We start from the raw sequence: 15,645 nt of genomic DNA, 5'->3' as shown, positions 1-15,645 counted from the left end.
CTATGGAATGGGATAATCTTCACGAACTCCTGCGATCGCTTTATGACGATATGATGCCGCTTGCAGGCGATATGGCGGCAGTAGCTAAGGGTTTGGCGGGATTGGGAGCATTGTTCTATGTAGCATTAAAGGTTTGGCAGGCTTTAAGCCGTGCCGAACCTATTGATATGTTCCCTCTGCTGCGCCCGTTCGCTTTGGGGCTGTGCATTATGTTCTTCCCGACTATCGTACTGGGAACCATCAATGCAGTGTTAAGCCCGGTGGTTGTAGGAACCCACCAAATACTCGAAGACCAGGTGATTGACCTGAACAAGCTGCAACAGCAGAAAGACCAGTTGGAATATGAGGCAATGGTCAGAAATCCTGAAACTGCCTATATGGTATCAGACGAAGAGTTTGATAAGAAACTGGACGAACTGGGTTGGTCGCCGTCCGACATTGGTACAATGGCGGGTATGTATATGGACAGGCAAGCCTACAAGATTGAAAAGGCGATAAAGGACTGGTTTCGCAATCTATTGGAAATACTCTTTCAGGCGGCGGCTTTGGTCATTGATACCATACGAACGTTTTTCCTGATAGTCCTCTCCATACTCGGACCAATAGCCTTTGCTATTTCCGTATGGGACGGCTTTCAGTCCACGCTCACGCAATGGCTCACGAGGTATGTAAGCGTTTACCTGTGGCTTCCCGTTTCGGATTTGTTCAGCTCAATGTTGGCAAGAATACAATCCCTCATTTTAGAACGGGATATAGCAATGCTTGCCGACCCCACCTACATTCCTGATACGAGCAATACCGTGTACATCATTTTTATGATTATCGGCATCATCGGGTACTTCACTATACCGACAGTAACAGGTTGGGTAATCCAAGCCGGAGGCGCAGGGAACTTTACCCGCAATGTAAACTCCACGGCAATGAAAGCCGGAAATATCGCCGGAGCAGGCGCAGGTTCGACAGTTGGAAACATCGGCGGTAAACTGATGAATAAATAAACAATTAATCATTCTAAAAAATGGAATTTAAAACGCTAAGAAATATCGAAAACAGCTTTAGGCAGATAAGGTTATATGCCATTGTGTTTGCGGTTCTCTGCACCAGTGTGGTAGGATACGCCGTATGGCGTTCCTACCGCTTTGCAGAAGAACAACGCCAAAAAATCTATGTACTGGATAATGGTAAATCCCTGATGCTTGCCTTGTCGCAGGATGCAAGCATCAACCGCCCGGTTGAAGCAAGGGAACACGTCAGACGTTTCCACGAACTGTTCTTTACGCTTGCCCCCGACAAGAATGCTATTGAAAGCAATATGAGCAGGGCATTCAACCTTGCCGATAAAAGTGCTTTTGATTACTACAAAGACTTATCGGAAAAGGGCTATTACAGCAGGATTATTTCGGGGAACGTGCAACAACGCATAGAGGTAGATAGTGTCGTGTGCAACTTCGACAACTACCCGTATGCAGTGCGCACCTATGCCAAACAGTTCATCATCCGGTCAAGCAATGTAACCAGACGTAACCTGATTACTTCCTGCTATCTCGTTAACTCCGTTCGCTCTGACAACAACCCGCAAGGTTTCAATATTGAAAAATTTGCAGTCGTGGAAAACAGGGATATCGAAGTCATCGAACGCTAAAAACAATCTTATGGAAGCATTATCAGATTTAAAAACGTTCGCAAAAATCCTTACAGACAAAGGATATAACGGCTATTTCCATACGCAGGGTGCGTATGCCAGAAAGCTGAAAGACAGTATCAGCGAATTCCTCAAAAACTGCCAAAAAGGTGCAGACAATTTACCTAAACAGGATTTATTTCTGACAGGCTACCTACAATGGTCGGGTGATGACAAGCCCCGTGTAGAATGCAGTATGTGGGTAAAATACCTGAATGGCAAATTTTCGCTTAGCCGTATGGAAATAGCCAAGAAAGACGGCTTCGGGCAGTTGCTTAAAAAATCAGAACTGGCAAACCTGTCCGTCATATCTGCACCCAAATTAACGGAAGCGGTCGCACTGGTCAACGATGAGCCAAAGCAACAGGCGGGTAAAAGTCCTAAGCGTTTCAAGCTGTAACAACAAATAGTAAGGCTATGAAAAAATTAAGAGCAAATATGGACAGGTACTTTGACCGGCTCGATGAACGTTGGCGGGCGTTGCCTTTGCGCAAACAGCGCCAATATACGCTGTACTTCTTTGTGGTTTACCTACTGCTCACCGTAGTGGTCATTGGCAAAGTGATGTACGACACCTCAAAGTCAGGTAACAATATGGTCATTAAACATATTGAGAACCCTGTCCTTAAAAATGGAAATCCTGCAAGGTTGCCGGATAGTGTATCAACAATTTTAAAAAATCAGATTTATGAAAGAAAATGAGAACAAAAAATCGGTTGTTCGGGTAACGGAGGGGAACCCGAATGAAACTGCTGATGTGTTGCAAGACGGCGCACAGAACAAAGCCGACAAACTCAAAAAGCCACTTATATTCCTTTTAATGGGAGTGGTATTTCTCGGCTGTATGTACCTGATATTTAAACCGTCGAAAGACAAAAAGGCGGTGGAGAACATCGGATTAAACGATGCCGTACCACAGGCTACCGGGGCAGGAATGCCTGCCGATAAAGGCAAGGCGTATGAACAGGAAATGCTCGAACGCAAAGAGCAGGAAAAGCGCAATGCACTGACCACGCTTTCTGATTATTGGAATACTGAAGACAGTGCATCTGCTGACAATGAAGAAGGTTTACCTGAACAAGATGAAGAAAGCAACGGCTTTGGCGGTGGCGGCAGAAATTCGGGAAGAAACGGTAATCATGGATTGAACAGCTACAGAAATATGCAAAGCACATTGGGTTCATTCTATCAGGATAATAATTCTGAAACAATGGAACTCCGCAGGCAACTGGACGAAATGAAAGAAAAGCTGGCCGAGAAAGATGTGCCACCTGTGGCCACCGTTGACGACCAACTCAAATTAATGGAGAAATCCTATGAAATGGCTGCAAAGTATCTTCCGCAAAATGCTAACACCGGAAATGCTGCTCCTGCCAACGGTGCAACTACTGTGGCTGCGGGTGCTAACCAAAAAAGAGCAATTTGTATCGTTCACACCAACAAGAAAGAACATTGTATCAGCCTTGTACCGTGAACCGTCGGACAGTGCCTTTGCAGCCGATTGGAGCCAAACAAAAAGCCGCGGGTTCTATACCGCAGGTTCTACTGAAGAGGTAGTACAGCCTAAAAAACAGCATCAAAGCCTGTGTAAACGAAGCCCAGACAGTAGTTGGCGAAACGGGTGTGCGCTTACGACTATTAGAGCCTGCTAAAACCCCGCAACGTACCATTCCCAAAGGAACAATTGTAACGGCTAATGCAAAATTTCAGAATGGCAGGCTACAATTAAAAGTTACCTCCGTAGAACTGGGAGGGCAACATCATTCCGGTAGATATAATCATTTACGATTTGGACGGGCAGCAAGGCTTGTACGTTCCGTATTCGCCGGAAATGAATGCACTTACCGAAATGGCGGCCAATATGAGCCAGACAGGGGGAACAAGCGTAATGCTCACGCAGAATGCCGGACAGCAGGTAGCGGCTGATTTAAGCCGTGGCGTGGTACAGGGTATCTCAGGCTATTTCGCCAAGAAAGTAAGAACGCCAAAGGTTACACTGAAAGCGGGCTATCAGGTCTTTCTTGTATCTAAAAAATAATGTTGAACTCAAATAAATAAAACAATGAAAAATCATTTAAAAACCTTTTGGGCTTTTGCCCTGATACTCGGCTTTGCCGTAAACTCTTACGCACAGGACACCATCAGAACGCCGCTTGCCCTGGGCAAGATAGAACCGTACCGTATGGAAGTAACTTACGATAAAACTTCGCACTTGATTTTCCCGACCGCCATTCGTTATGTGGACTTGGGCAGCGAATACCTGATAGCAGGAAAAGCCGAAGATGCAGAAAACGTGTTGCGTGTGAAAGCATCTGTAAGGGACTTTGAGCCTGAAACCAATTTTTCCGTTATCACGAATGACGGTCGTTTTTACAACTTCAACGTGTATTACAGTTCCTACCCGGCGGCAATGAGCTATGACCTGCTCACGATGCAGAAAGCGGTAGATAAAGCCAATGGTAACGATGTGCTTTTTGAAGAATTGGGCAACAATTCGCCCTCGCTGGCAGGCTTGCTACTGGAAACCATTTACAAGAAAGACAAACGCATTGTAAAGCATATTGGAGCTAAGAGCTTCGGCATTCAGTTTATGCTCAAAGGCATTTACATCCACAACGGCAAATACTATTTGCATACGGAATTGAGAAAACCGTACCAATGTGCCATTTCAGATTGATTTTGTGAATTTCAAGGTAGTGGATAAAAAGGTAGCCAAACGTACCGTAGTACAGGAACGTCCGATGATACCGCTACGCACTTACAAACCATTGGACGAGATCGGTGGAAAAACCATCGAGCAAAACGTGTTCATGTTAGACCAATTTACCATTGCTGATGACAAGGTATTACTGATTGAGATTTTCGAGAAAAACGGTGGCAGGCATCAAACACTTTCAGATAGAAAACTCTGATTTAATCAAGGCTCGTTTGATTAACGATATGCACCTGAAATTTTAATAACCCTTTAAATAAGATAGCAATAAAATGAAAAAGTATATCTATACCGTGATGCTTGTTTTAATGGGCATCACAATGGCACAGGCACAACGAATGCTGCCTAAACAGAAAGGCTTGGAAATAAGCACAGGCGTATTATCCAATGATAAGATTGGCAATGATTATTACATCAGTGTAGCGATGACTGTAAATGGTAAAAACGGCAATTACCAGCTTTGGGCATTGGAATATACACACCAATACCACGACTATAAAGACCTGCGCATACCGCAGGAAAGTTATAGTGCCGAAGGCGGTTACAGTTTCTACTTGTTGGGCGATGCCCGAAAAAACATCACGCTGAATTTAGGAATAACAGGCGTAGTCGGTTATGAAAGCATTAACCGGGGCGAAGCTATGTTGTATGACGGATCGAAGATACTGAGCGAGGACAATTTTATCTACGGAGCTGGTGGACGGCTCACATTTGAAACGTACCTGTCCGACCGATTTGTATTAGTCCTGCAAGGGCGTACAAAAGTCCTTTGGGGTAAAGACTTAGAACAGTTCCGACCGTCCGTAGGTATGGGATTAAGGTTTAACTTTTAAAACAGAAAACAATGATAGCAATATTCAATAATTTCAGAATAGGATTACTGCCGATATATGTATTCCTGGCAATCCTCACAGCTTCGGTTACGTTGGTATCTTGTAGCAAAGATGATGAACTCGAAATACAAAAGGACTTTCCTTTTGAGGTCAAAGTGATGCCAGTGCCTAAATATGTTGCCAACGGCCAGACGGTAGAGATCCGCATTACAATACAGCGAACTGGAAATTATAGCAGCACGCAATATTTCCTTCGCTACTTCCAGTTTGACGGAAAGGGCACACTTAGGTATTACGATGAGCCGCCGTACCTACCTAATGATCTGTATGAGTTACCAACCGAGCAGTTCCGTTTGTACTATACTTCGGCATCTGCAGTATCTCAATCCTTTGAGGTTTGGATTTCGGATAACTTCGGGAACGAAAAGCAGATAACTTTTCAGTTTAACAGTAGTGATTAATACAGCATGTCAATTCATAAAAAACGGCTTATTGGATTGGTAAGCCGTTTTTGTATTGAATACGCATCGTTCAGGGGCTAAACAAATATTTTTTTGTAAATTCAAATAGTGGAAATAAACTATGGTTGCATCACTCGTTATAGGTATCATATTTTTGGTTGCAGGCTTGGTACTTCGTTACTGGATTAACCGTAGAAAGTTTTACAGGCGCAGCTCTATGGGAACTGAGGGGTTCTCATCTTATGAAAGTTCGATTTTCATTAAATTGATTGAAAAGGTTGGCAAATGGATAGCTTATGCGTTGATTATATTTGGGCTGTTGTCGTTATGGGTTTATTCCCGTGAAAAAAAGGAAAAACAGCAGCCTGACGTAACAACCGAACAACCTGCCCAACGCAGATAATTATTACAGAATTTTAAAAGCAAATCGGATAGCCCAAAAGGTTATCCGATTTTTTATGACTACAAATCCGTACAAATAAAAGAAGAGAGCCTTAACGGCAAATATATTTCATCTGGGCTATGTTTTATATAATCTTCTTTAACATCATCCCACATAAAGCCTGGTCTAACTAGCGTAAAGTCATTTATTTTATTTACTGATTGAACATAGCTGTAACCCCACGGAGATTTGTAAATAATTTGACCTTGAACTGCCAGTGTATCGAAGTTTTTTTCTGCAAGTTGCTTCATAACTTTTTTAAATGCTGGACAAACTTTGTAATAAAACACCATCAGATTCTGTTCAAGTCCTTTGGTTCGCTGTTTTAGGTCAGAAATTCTAAGATTGATTTTAATTTGCAAATCATCAAAATTATTTTCAAAATCATCAATATTTTTCCACCCTAAATAATGAAGCGTGTTTAGAAGCATTGAAAAAAAGTAATGCATCTCGCCATCTTTCCAATAATTGTTTATCAGGCAAACAATCGTGTTTACAAGTGCATCGGCTTTTAATTCCTCAACTTTCTTTTTTGTATAATCAAATTCGTATTCTTTAAAGCCTGTTCTTGCCAACATTAAAAAGTCGCCTATTAAGTTTAAACAACAACCTTTCACATTATTGTTGTCATAATTGTTGCTAAACGGAAGATAGCTAAAGAAATGTTGCTTTTCTTGCTCGTCGTATTTTTCTGTTTTGCCTCCATATTCAAGTATCAGCTCAAGCGTTATCAAATATTTGGTTAAGTCTGTTAATGTGGGTTTATAGTTTTGGGGTCTATTGTTACCATAAAGAAGTTCTTGCTGATTATAATACAGATTATCAAAATAGCTTGTCAATTTTCTTTTTTCAGACTTTAGCAACGCAAAAGAAAGATTACGAACTATTTTTACTTCGTTTTTCTCATTGCCATCAATGTTACCTAAATTTTCTTCCTGTTCATCAATGCTAATATCAATCTGTCTGTTTATGGACAGAGATTTTGAGTGAATGAATTTTAAAACATCTAAAACCCGAAGCGAAAGAGAAGAAAGCAAAAGACTTTTCTCATACGCAGAATGCTCAATTGGTTTGTAAGAAGAAAGGTCATACAGCTTTTCGGGCTCGTTGTTTCCGTCTCTTTTTGCATCTGTAGTTTTACGGCTATTCAGAATACTTGCACTTTCTTCGTTTTCCGTTTCATCAATTATCGCATAATGCAACAAGTCGAGAACTTTGCTTAGTTCTCCATTTTGGATTTCGCTGTAAATCCTTTCTATGTCTTCAGTTTTAGGATTTGGATGGGTTTTGGCAAGATGAAAATAATCAGACACCAAAAGTTTGTTTGATACAAATTCATCCTCCATATTAGCCAATTGAACGTACTGAAAACTACCTAATTCTGCATTGAGTTTTACTTTTAGTTCTTGCTCAAACTTCGAGAATGTTTGGGAATGAAAATATCGGTTCTCTTTATCAAAAAGCATAAATTTAAACGGTTCTGAGAAATTGCCATTTAAGTGAATTGTAAGCTCATCATAAATCAATTCTGCGCTAAGAAGTTGAACCTGAAATTTATTATTCTTGATTATCGTTTCATAAATGGATTTATGAGCTGTAGAAGTAAAATCTGAAAGTTGTTTTTTGTTGCCAACTTTCAATTTTATGCCTAATTTATTAAGCAAGCCACCTTTTTCAGATCGTATAAGAAGTGAAACTTCTGCATTTGCATTTTTTCCTGCTAATGCCAAGCCCTCCGGTGTTATATTGGCACTTCCGAAAAGGCAAAATTCTTTACCATCTTTTGTTTTAATATGGATAATCTTTCCGTGAAGTTTAGAGTTTGAATTATCAGATTTCGAATATTGAACTCTACTGATACCAGCATTGCACCAGTCGTAAAATGAAAATGTTTTACTTAAATCCATTGCCGATGGAATAAAACCACTTTCTTCTAAAACCACATTAATATCTGCTTTTGGGAAAAGATTTTTAAGCTCTTGCAGTACCTTTCCTTTGCTATCATAAAATGGAGAAATGGTAGTAATTTCAACAATTTTTTCGTTGCTAATATGTTTTAATAGCTCATTCCAAATCGAAGAGGTTTCGGAATTGAATAAAAAAGCAACTTTCTCTTTTTGTGAAGTATTTAAAAATTCAAACGGTTTTACTGCTGGTAATTCATTAAGCCATTTTGAATGTTCAATTATCCACCTTGTGGTCTTTTCATTCATCTGACCTTTAACTGTTGATGAAAGCATCGATAAATAATTCCAAGCAGATGAAAATATTGGGGCGTTCTCGGTCGAACGAATATCAAAATGATATGCTCCCCAAATTTCATCGTTGTTTCCATTTCCCGAATTGGTAAGATTTCCTGAACCAACAATTAATAAACCCTCCTTATCGCCAAATAGCATCCAGATTTTTGGATGAAATACTGAATTTTGAAAAACAGGATAAAGTGAATAACCGGCAGTAAGTTGCATTTCTTCGCCAGTGGCTTGTCGCATCAACTCTGAATAATAGTAGCCGTCAATAAAAACATTAATGTTTCTCACACCACACGAACGCAACCATTTCATTGCTTTCATTTCAAAAAAGTAAAAGTCAAAGCTGAAAGTGGTAAGAATACAAGAATGGTATCTTCTGCTTCCAATTAAAGTCAAAATGTTTTCTCTTTCAAATGCCATTAGTCAACCAAAAGTTTTGTGTGAAGCGGAGACAAAACCTTTTCCTCGTCGATTACCTGCAAATCAAACATTATGTTTTGCAAAGCATTCATTCTCGGCGATGTATTTCTTGGTGGAAATATGTCGATGAAACGGATGTATTGTTCTTCTATAAAAAATTTATGCGTGGATTGTGAGCCATTACCCATTTTTCTAAGGGCAACCATTGTGTGTCTGTAAATTATTTTGCGTAAAATAAATTGTTCAACAAAATCTTTAAGAATTTCTTTCTCTGCTTTATGAACTGTAAGGATCCCATCAACCATATTTCCATCTCTTTCTGTTCTCTTTCTACTCATAAATTCTTTCAAAGGATGCAATTGTTCTCTATTATTTTTGAACAGCTGAAGTAAAAGCATGAAACCGTATTTACCAGCAAGAATTGGGTCGTTGGTTTGGTTGATTGCTCTTTTCGTTTCCTCTTCGTCGTTCGTATCTGGAATGAGTGATAAAATTTCTGAAACTAAAGATGTGGGCTGTATTGATTGGTTAAAATCTTTGCAAATTTCTTTTGAGATGCTATCCGAAAACTTCTCAACAAAAGACGGCAAATATTGGTCTTGTTGAAAATCGTAAAGATGTTGCAGCAATGCCCAAAATATTGTTCCGCAACTGTATTGCCAATATTCATTTAGTTGATAGCAATACCAACCGATGTTTGTTTCTGTTTCGGGTTGAGTGCTTGAACCTAATTTTTTATGATAGCTTTCGAGCAAAAATTTATACCAATTATAGTCATTATCGTTTTGAACCGCTGTTTTTATTAGCGATAAAATGGTTTCTCTTCTATGAAAAGTCACCAATTCTTCAACTTCTTGGCTTGGCTCATCTTTGTCAAGGAGCATTTCCATATACAATTGCCATTCACTGCTTTCAGTTTCTATAGTCTCAATCGCAAAATATTTGATTAGTTCTGGTATATCCGATTGGTAAAGCTTTCCTTTTTTTATGTTGCTGTAAAATAACTCTTTTATTTGGGGGGATAATGATATCTCAAAAGCATTAGCTAATTGTTTTCCTGAAACTTTTTGTCTGGGATGTGGTTGGCTTATATTGTAAACAACGTCTCCAAAATCATTTACCGCAGTAATAATTAATGAAAGAGCTTGCATCGCCCCATAATAATATTGCCCAAAAGCACCGGACGGATATTTCCAATACACATTTTTGTCTGTACCGTCTTTATCAGCCCCCTCAGCTAAATCAAAATAATCATTTTCAATCGTGTTGAGTAGGTTTTGATGCGAAATTACTTCCTGTAATTTGCTGAACTGCTTTCCGCTGACTTTGCATTATGATAGCAATCATTAACTCAGCCCTGCGAATAAAGCGGTATTGCTCTTTTGAATTTCCCTTTTTCTCTGTTTTAAAGTAAAAATCTAATAACCAGCAATAAAAGCCATAGTACCGCAGTCGATTAGTCAAGTTAGAAATTCCGGGCAACATCGTTGCATAAGTTGCCTCTGAAGTTGTCTGAAGCCCTAATGGGTCAAGTCCTGTAATTAAATTTATTGATGCTCCCCAAAACGGATAGTTTGATTTGCCTTTTTGTAATAATGCCATTTAAAAATTCTTATTGAATTTGTTATTAACCTATAATTTTCAAATTTACAAAATAAACTATGCTGAAATTTATCGCGGAGCCAAACACTACCTTTCAGAGCCAAAGCCTGCAACATTTTCTAACGCTATCATAAGCATTTATAAATTCGACTTCCATAGTAAAATTGAGCAAACAATGGAAGTAATTGCAATACAAAAGTCGGCACTAGACGGAATGAAAAATGAGCTAAAAGCACTTTTGGAATTGACCGAAAATGCCACACAGAAATATACGCCCATTTTTAAAGCGGAACAATGGCTCGATAACCAGGAAGTATGTCTGATGATGAACATTACCAAGCGGACTTTACAGACCCACAAAAGCAAAGGACTATTACCGTATTCAAAACTGAACCGTAAAAATTATTATAAACGCTCAGATGTACAGGCTTTGCTCGAAGCCGGACAGCTGGACAATACTACTGAAAATGGATTTATTCACGAATGATAGTGACGATATCATCGCCCACAGGGAAATGATTACACAGCTACGAAATCGTATTGAACAGATATTAAAAAAACTACCGTCCTGTAATGAACGGTGAAATATATCTTTCGGGCGAAGATGTGTGCAAGCTGTTACATATCAGCAGACGGACTTTACAGCAATATCGTGATGACCAAATACTCCCATACATCCAGATAGGCGGCAAAATCATTTTTAAGCAAACCGACCTTTTACGGATACTTGAACAAAACTATGTCTGCAATGGACAAAAGAACAAGTAACGGATTTCAAGCAATCATATTTCTATATCGAAACGAGTTTAGTATCTTTGCTATGTAAAATATAGAAATACTTAAAGTGTTTTTGCTTTAAGTCCCACATTGAAAACTGGTAATTTTTAGACAACGGGACGATAAGGAAGAACGCTCATGCCATAGGCGTGGGCGCTCGCTTATTCGTTGTCGGGTATACCAGTACCTCAATGTGCGGTAAGTGTAGTTGCCTGCGCTTTCTTTTTGTGCAGGAACTTCATCTAACTCAAAAAAAGGTAACGTATGAAAACTGGTACTGTACAAGAAACAATCTCCCTGTCTTTTATCAATGACAAAAGCCCTGTAACCGATAACATCTGCAAAGATCTCGCTGCATCTGGAATGGAAATACTATCTCGGTCAGAAAGCATTGAAAATGGGCTAACACAGTTGTCTTCATTGAATGAACTCCCCAAAGTCTGTATTATTGACTTGGATTTTTACGACCAAAATGTGCTTAAACAGCTTCAAGAATTAAGGAAAGAGTACCCTGCAATCAAACTGGTTGCCCATAGCGATATTGATGATGAGAAAGTTGGGAAATCTCTTTTAGAGATTGGGTTTTCAAGTTATCTACTACTTGGAAGCGATGTTGATGATTTTAAGAAAGCTATCTTCAGTGCTTAAGACTATATTTCATCATCATCGTCTCCATACCAACTTGAAGTATCCACATCGTAGTCATCGACCTCAAACTTAGAGGACGGAAAATCCTCTTCAATTTGATAGCGTATCTTCGTTTCAAAAGGGAATGTTTCTGGCAAGTCTAATCCATCACCTTCACGTCTTTCTTTATTAGACCCATATTCAAGAATCACATGTAAATCTCCAAAGACGTCCACTACAATTTCATATTCATTAATTTCTGAAATATGATATTCTGACACTTCACTATATTCCAGTGAATGGTGAGGTGCAAGTCGATCAACATTCTCAAAAAAATTAGTTACAACGGATGATACCATATGCTCTTCGATATGTCCATCAAGGAATTGTTTAAGATCTTCACGATAGTTCTCAATTGTTTCTACCAAACTAATAAAAGAGTTAAGTACATCTTGGCTCATACGCTCAATTTCAGAATCGCTAATATTAAACACCTCAGGATTAATATGGGTATACTTGCTTAAAGTATTGATTGTTTCTTTTACATCCTTTATCATGTCTTTGAGTTCGTCAACCTCAAATCCCCAACGATCTAAAAAAGTGTCGTCTATTCCACCTTGGACTGCGTATTTAATTCTTTGGTTTCTTGTAGGTTTTCCGTCTGCAGTTTCGGGGCTAAACCAAACACAATTTTTCACACGTTCTTCCGGAGCAAGGTTATATAAAAAATGTCGTGACAACTCCCTTATAGAGCATGCAAAATTATTAAAGCGAAGTTTGTTTGTTCGATCATTTAAGCTAGCAATTGAAGCTTCAAATAAATCCAACTCAAATTGGTTGGATAGTAATTGTTTTATTTTTTCGGCTTTCTCCATAGTCTCTACATATAAAAGCTGTATTTAAGCTGCATACTATCTTCTTGGTTCAAATATTTTAATATTTCTCCAACATTTCTCGCACATTCAATTGTAATAGGCATCTGCCTATCAAATTGTGTATTATTCCAATTCATTTTGGTTAATGCAAGGATTTCATCGCAAATGATGTTTGGAGATTCATCATGTTGTGCTAATTTTATTTCAATGGCTCGAGGGATATATCTACCTGGATACGTTTCGTAGTACGGCACAGATCCTCTTGTATATAGCAAGTGGTGTTTATAACTCATAGCGAAATGTGTTCCCCTCATCGGCGGATAATTGCCATTCCTGTATAATCTTAAATCAGATGTTTGTATAGAAACTAAGTCAACTTGATTTATATGCAAATCACGAGCTGCTTGGGTAAACCCGTAAACTTCATCTTCACTGAAGTTAGAGGTCTTATGGATTACTAGTCTTTTCGGAAAAATTTTTACGGCTTCATAATATTCAGTTAGGGACTGCTTTAGAAGATTGAATGCTTGTTCTTCACTTAGATGTGGTGTTCTATCGTTTTTTTTCAAAGTAATTTCCTCACCTCTTAAAATGACACCTTTCCCTAACTCATTAAATATTTGGGCAATACTTGTTTGTGTTGAGCTTCTATCTCTACTTTTAAAGAAGCTTATACCGGCATAACAAGTAGTTTCAGCAGTGTCTTTTCTGATCAATGCCCAAGGCGTTCCTGAAGCTTTATAGTATAATGCTGTAAAAAAATTCCAAGCAACCGTTGCAGGATCTTGCATCTCTTTGGTTGGTTTTGCAACTCTATCCCTAATGATTTGGATAGGCACATTATATTGCATTGCCTTTGCTTTAAGATTTCTCCTGAAATTCTGTTCTTTTGAAGAAACCTCATCTTCATCAAAATCACGTTCATGAACTTCAGTTTCTTCTTCATCTTCACCAGAAGCTTTTGCCTTAGCTTCGGTAATATGTTTCATTAAATTTTCAGGCAAAGCGCAAAGAATTACATCTGGTTTTTTGTTTTTAGATAAGAATTTGATTTCAGCTAAATAGAGTTCTGTAATTTCTGCAATTATCGTTTCCAGGGAGTTGCTTTTCTTGACGATTTTCTCTAAATCAGAGTTATTTAACTTTCTTAGGTATGTATCATCATAATTGATCTCGCACTTAAAGCCTATACTTTTATTGAAACCGCAAAAATTTAGAAAAAGGTTGGGATGTGGGGTTTTACTTTGTTTTCCATCAATATGGGTTTTGCATGATTCTATCCATTCTAAAACTGCATCAACACTGTCAGATTTTCCAACTACTCCAATGGTGATTTTTTCAGGTCTAACTTGATCAATATCAAATGGATTAAAATTGTAAATGCCACTTTTAGGACAAATCTGATGTCCTAAGCCAAATTGTAATGATGGTTCTTCTATATATCTTAATTTCATTGATCAGAAAAAATTGAGTTGGTTAATTCGTTATCAAGGCTTATTTCCGTTGGAGTAAACTCAGATGTTTCTTCAACGATTTTAACGGGTATCCATTTTTGTTCATCTAGGCTGGGAGATAAACTTAATGGCTCATTTTTCGAGGTCTGCAGGTATGGATATTCAGTAACAAACAGGTCCGTATAAGATAAGTAGTACGCAAAGAATCTAAAGTAATTGTAAACAGAATTGTTATTCTCAAGTCGTTTTATTCCTGCCATATATGCTGATTCAAATCGACTTTCCCTATATCCACCCGGATTTGTAAAGCTCCATGTTGGATTTATGACCAAATACCAATCTATTTCAAAATTTAAAAAAGATGCTTTGAATGCTAAGTGTCTATAACAGATTATGTGCCCCTCCTTCTTATTTGTCATTTCGAATATTACTGTCTTGGTAGACTCTTTTTTACCCTTCCATCTAATTTGCTTTGCTTTAGGAGGTCTTGAATTGGCAAATCTGAAAATTCCTCTTGGCGGGAAGAATTCTATTCCTTTATAATAGCAAAGTTGGATCAGAGATTTTCTTAAAAGGTTTTTGAATACTTTGTTACTCGCTTCATCTTGTTCGTAGAAGTCTTTACAATCCAAAGTAGTTATTGTGCCAGCATCTATAATTTTTCTCAATGGTTCGTTGTTTTTAGATAAATCCCGAAAAGTATAAATACACTTTTCATGTAAAATCCAGTCTTCAAAATATACTTTATTTTGTTTTAAAGCCTTTTTGACCAGTGTGTTTGGCTTCAACTTTTTCACTTTCCTTTTTCCAATACTCTCCAAATAATCGTTTAGATTTTCGAGGATAGCTTCTTCATTAATAAACAATTCTGCCTTATACAAAACCTTCGGAAATGATATTTTAACCATGTTAGGCGAAATATCTTCTGGCTCGTTATTCAAGTATCCATTTTCGAACTTAAGCTGGCGCTGTTCAATCTGTATATCCGAAAACTCATGCTCGTATAATTTAGAAATCGCTTGAATTTTGGGCGTTGAGCTTATAGCATTTATTTTCTGAAGAATAACGTCCTTGTCTATAATATGGTCACTTGACTCAAACCCAAAACTATCGGGTATTACATCTTTCAGTTTTGCATCATTGTATTGCGGCTTCTTTTCTGTGAGAATATATAAGTAGAGTACATCAAACTCATTTTGTAGGTCATACTTTGAGAATGTTTCGAGCGTAGTCCTAATTTTATCAAGAGAAGATGTTGACGTAATTTGAAAAGCCACCCTATTCTTAAAGTCGGCCAGATCAATTGCTGGAAAATTTTTCTTTTTTGTAGAATTAAGATTTTCAAGTTCCAACCCGAAAACCTCATTTAATAACGGTACCAAAAAATTCTCTGCATGGATATTAATATGATAATTTCCTATTGCATTAAACCCTTCCACTTCGTGGACAAATCTCGCTGCACAAGTAGTGATCTTGTTGATGTATTCAATCCTGTTCAATTTTTGAAA

At 38.2% G+C, this 15,645-nt stretch carries 18 protein-coding genes and 2 pseudogenes; 14 read left to right on the top strand and 6 right to left on the bottom strand.

Annotated features, from left to right (window positions below):
* The first annotated feature begins 2 nt into the window (after window positions 1–2).
* From traJ to FGL31_RS07165, 11 genes and pseudogenes are all read left to right on the top strand, one after another.
* Window positions 3–998, top strand: a complete 996-nt coding sequence (gene traJ / locus FGL31_RS07205; RefSeq protein WP_002993175.1) for a conjugative transposon protein TraJ — start codon at window positions 3–5, stop codon at window positions 996–998.
* 20 nt (window positions 999–1,018) lie between these two features.
* Window positions 1,019–1,642 carry a conjugative transposon protein TraK gene (gene traK, locus FGL31_RS07200; protein ID WP_002993173.1) on the top strand — a complete coding sequence of 208 codons (624 nt, stop codon included), beginning with the start codon at window positions 1,019–1,021 and terminating at the stop codon, window positions 1,640–1,642.
* A gap of 10 nt (window positions 1,643–1,652) precedes the next feature.
* Window positions 1,653–2,081 carry a hypothetical protein gene (locus FGL31_RS07195; RefSeq protein WP_138090272.1) on the top strand — a complete coding sequence of 143 codons (429 nt, stop codon included), beginning with the start codon at window positions 1,653–1,655 and terminating at the stop codon, window positions 2,079–2,081.
* A gap of 17 nt (window positions 2,082–2,098) precedes the next feature.
* Entirely contained in the window at window positions 2,099–2,383 is a 285-nt protein-coding gene (locus FGL31_RS07190; protein WP_002993171.1) for a hypothetical protein, read from the top strand.
* The gene (locus FGL31_RS30280) at window positions 2,370–3,155 is read left to right on the top strand and encodes a hypothetical protein (protein ID WP_232047198.1); all 786 of its coding nucleotides are present in this window, start codon (window positions 2,370–2,372) and stop codon (window positions 3,153–3,155) included. The genes FGL31_RS07190 and FGL31_RS30280 overlap by 14 nt, the downstream gene beginning before the upstream one ends.
* A 149-nt stretch (window positions 3,156–3,304) precedes the next feature.
* Window positions 3,305–3,385, top strand: a pseudogene (locus FGL31_RS30275) (hypothetical protein); the annotation flags it as partial.
* An 85-nt stretch (window positions 3,386–3,470) separates the two neighbouring features.
* Window positions 3,471–3,719, top strand: coding sequence for a conjugative transposon protein TraM (gene traM / locus FGL31_RS30270; protein WP_232046361.1), 249 nt, complete (start codon window positions 3,471–3,473; stop codon window positions 3,717–3,719).
* 24 nt (window positions 3,720–3,743) lie between these two features.
* Window positions 3,744–4,639 (top strand): annotated as a pseudogene (traN, locus tag FGL31_RS07180) (conjugative transposon protein TraN).
* A gap of 27 nt (window positions 4,640–4,666) precedes the next feature.
* A complete protein-coding gene (locus FGL31_RS07175) occupies window positions 4,667–5,227 on the top strand; it encodes a conjugal transfer protein TraO (protein WP_002993168.1) in 561 nt (186 codons plus the stop codon).
* An 11-nt stretch (window positions 5,228–5,238) separates the two neighbouring features.
* Window positions 5,239–5,688 (top strand): DUF3872 domain-containing protein, encoded by a 450-nt coding sequence (locus FGL31_RS07170; protein ID WP_002993167.1) that lies wholly within the window; start codon window positions 5,239–5,241, stop codon window positions 5,686–5,688.
* Window positions 5,689–5,809: 121 nt separating this feature from the next.
* Complete coding sequence (locus FGL31_RS07165) at window positions 5,810–6,091, top strand: hypothetical protein (RefSeq protein ID WP_002993166.1); 282 nt, start codon at window positions 5,810–5,812, stop codon at window positions 6,089–6,091.
* Window positions 6,092–6,150: 59 nt separating this feature from the next.
* Here the strand turns inward: FGL31_RS07165 and FGL31_RS07160 are convergent, their stop codons facing one another.
* The 3 genes from FGL31_RS07160 to FGL31_RS24815 all read right to left on the bottom strand — a co-directional run bounded on the left by FGL31_RS07160 (window position 6,151) and on the right by FGL31_RS24815 (window position 10,404).
* Window positions 6,151–8,370, bottom strand: coding sequence for a phospholipase D-like domain-containing protein (locus FGL31_RS07160; protein WP_232046360.1), 2,220 nt, complete (start codon window positions 8,368–8,370; stop codon window positions 6,151–6,153).
* Between the two features lie 431 nt (window positions 8,371–8,801).
* Entirely contained in the window at window positions 8,802–10,004 is a 1,203-nt protein-coding gene (locus FGL31_RS07155) for a hypothetical protein (RefSeq protein ID WP_232046359.1), read from the bottom strand.
* A 55-nt stretch (window positions 10,005–10,059) separates the two neighbouring features.
* Entirely contained in the window at window positions 10,060–10,404 is a 345-nt protein-coding gene (locus FGL31_RS24815; protein WP_232046358.1) for a hypothetical protein, read from the bottom strand.
* 13 nt (window positions 10,405–10,417) lie between these two features.
* Here FGL31_RS24815 and FGL31_RS07150 point away from each other — a divergent pair, with 13 nt between their 5' ends.
* The 3 genes from FGL31_RS07150 to FGL31_RS07140 all read left to right on the top strand — a co-directional run bounded on the left by FGL31_RS07150 (window position 10,418) and on the right by FGL31_RS07140 (window position 11,829).
* Window positions 10,418–10,891 carry a helix-turn-helix domain-containing protein gene (locus FGL31_RS07150; protein ID WP_232046357.1) on the top strand — a complete coding sequence of 158 codons (474 nt, stop codon included), beginning with the start codon at window positions 10,418–10,420 and terminating at the stop codon, window positions 10,889–10,891.
* An 86-nt stretch (window positions 10,892–10,977) separates the two neighbouring features.
* Complete coding sequence (locus FGL31_RS30265; RefSeq protein WP_232046356.1) at window positions 10,978–11,172, top strand: helix-turn-helix domain-containing protein; 195 nt, start codon at window positions 10,978–10,980, stop codon at window positions 11,170–11,172.
* 273 nt (window positions 11,173–11,445) lie between these two features.
* Window positions 11,446–11,829 (top strand): response regulator, encoded by a 384-nt coding sequence (locus tag FGL31_RS07140; RefSeq protein ID WP_002993158.1) that lies wholly within the window; start codon window positions 11,446–11,448, stop codon window positions 11,827–11,829.
* A 2-nt stretch (window positions 11,830–11,831) separates the two neighbouring features.
* Here the strand turns inward: FGL31_RS07140 and FGL31_RS07135 are convergent, their stop codons facing one another.
* Genes FGL31_RS07135 through FGL31_RS07125 form a run of 3 tightly spaced genes read right to left on the bottom strand, consistent with a single transcriptional unit; the run spans window position 11,832 to window position 15,636 of the window.
* Window positions 11,832–12,683 (bottom strand): pPIWI-associating nuclease domain-containing protein, encoded by an 852-nt coding sequence (locus FGL31_RS07135; protein WP_002993157.1) that lies wholly within the window; start codon window positions 12,681–12,683, stop codon window positions 11,832–11,834.
* A gap of 5 nt (window positions 12,684–12,688) precedes the next feature.
* Window positions 12,689–14,137, bottom strand: a complete 1,449-nt coding sequence (locus FGL31_RS07130; protein WP_002993156.1) for an argonaute/piwi family protein — start codon at window positions 14,135–14,137, stop codon at window positions 12,689–12,691.
* Window positions 14,134–15,636 (bottom strand): SMEK domain-containing protein, encoded by a 1,503-nt coding sequence (locus FGL31_RS07125; RefSeq protein ID WP_002993155.1) that lies wholly within the window; start codon window positions 15,634–15,636, stop codon window positions 14,134–14,136. The genes FGL31_RS07130 and FGL31_RS07125 overlap by 4 nt, the downstream gene beginning before the upstream one ends.
* Between the last annotated feature and the right edge of the window lie 9 nt (window positions 15,637–15,645).

The organism is Sphingobacterium daejeonense (genome assembly GCF_901472535.1).
Lineage (GTDB): Bacteria > Bacteroidota > Bacteroidia > Sphingobacteriales > Sphingobacteriaceae > Sphingobacterium > Sphingobacterium daejeonense.
The sequence above is the reverse complement of the archived record's forward strand: the minus strand, read 5'-3'. Positions and strand labels throughout refer to the sequence as shown.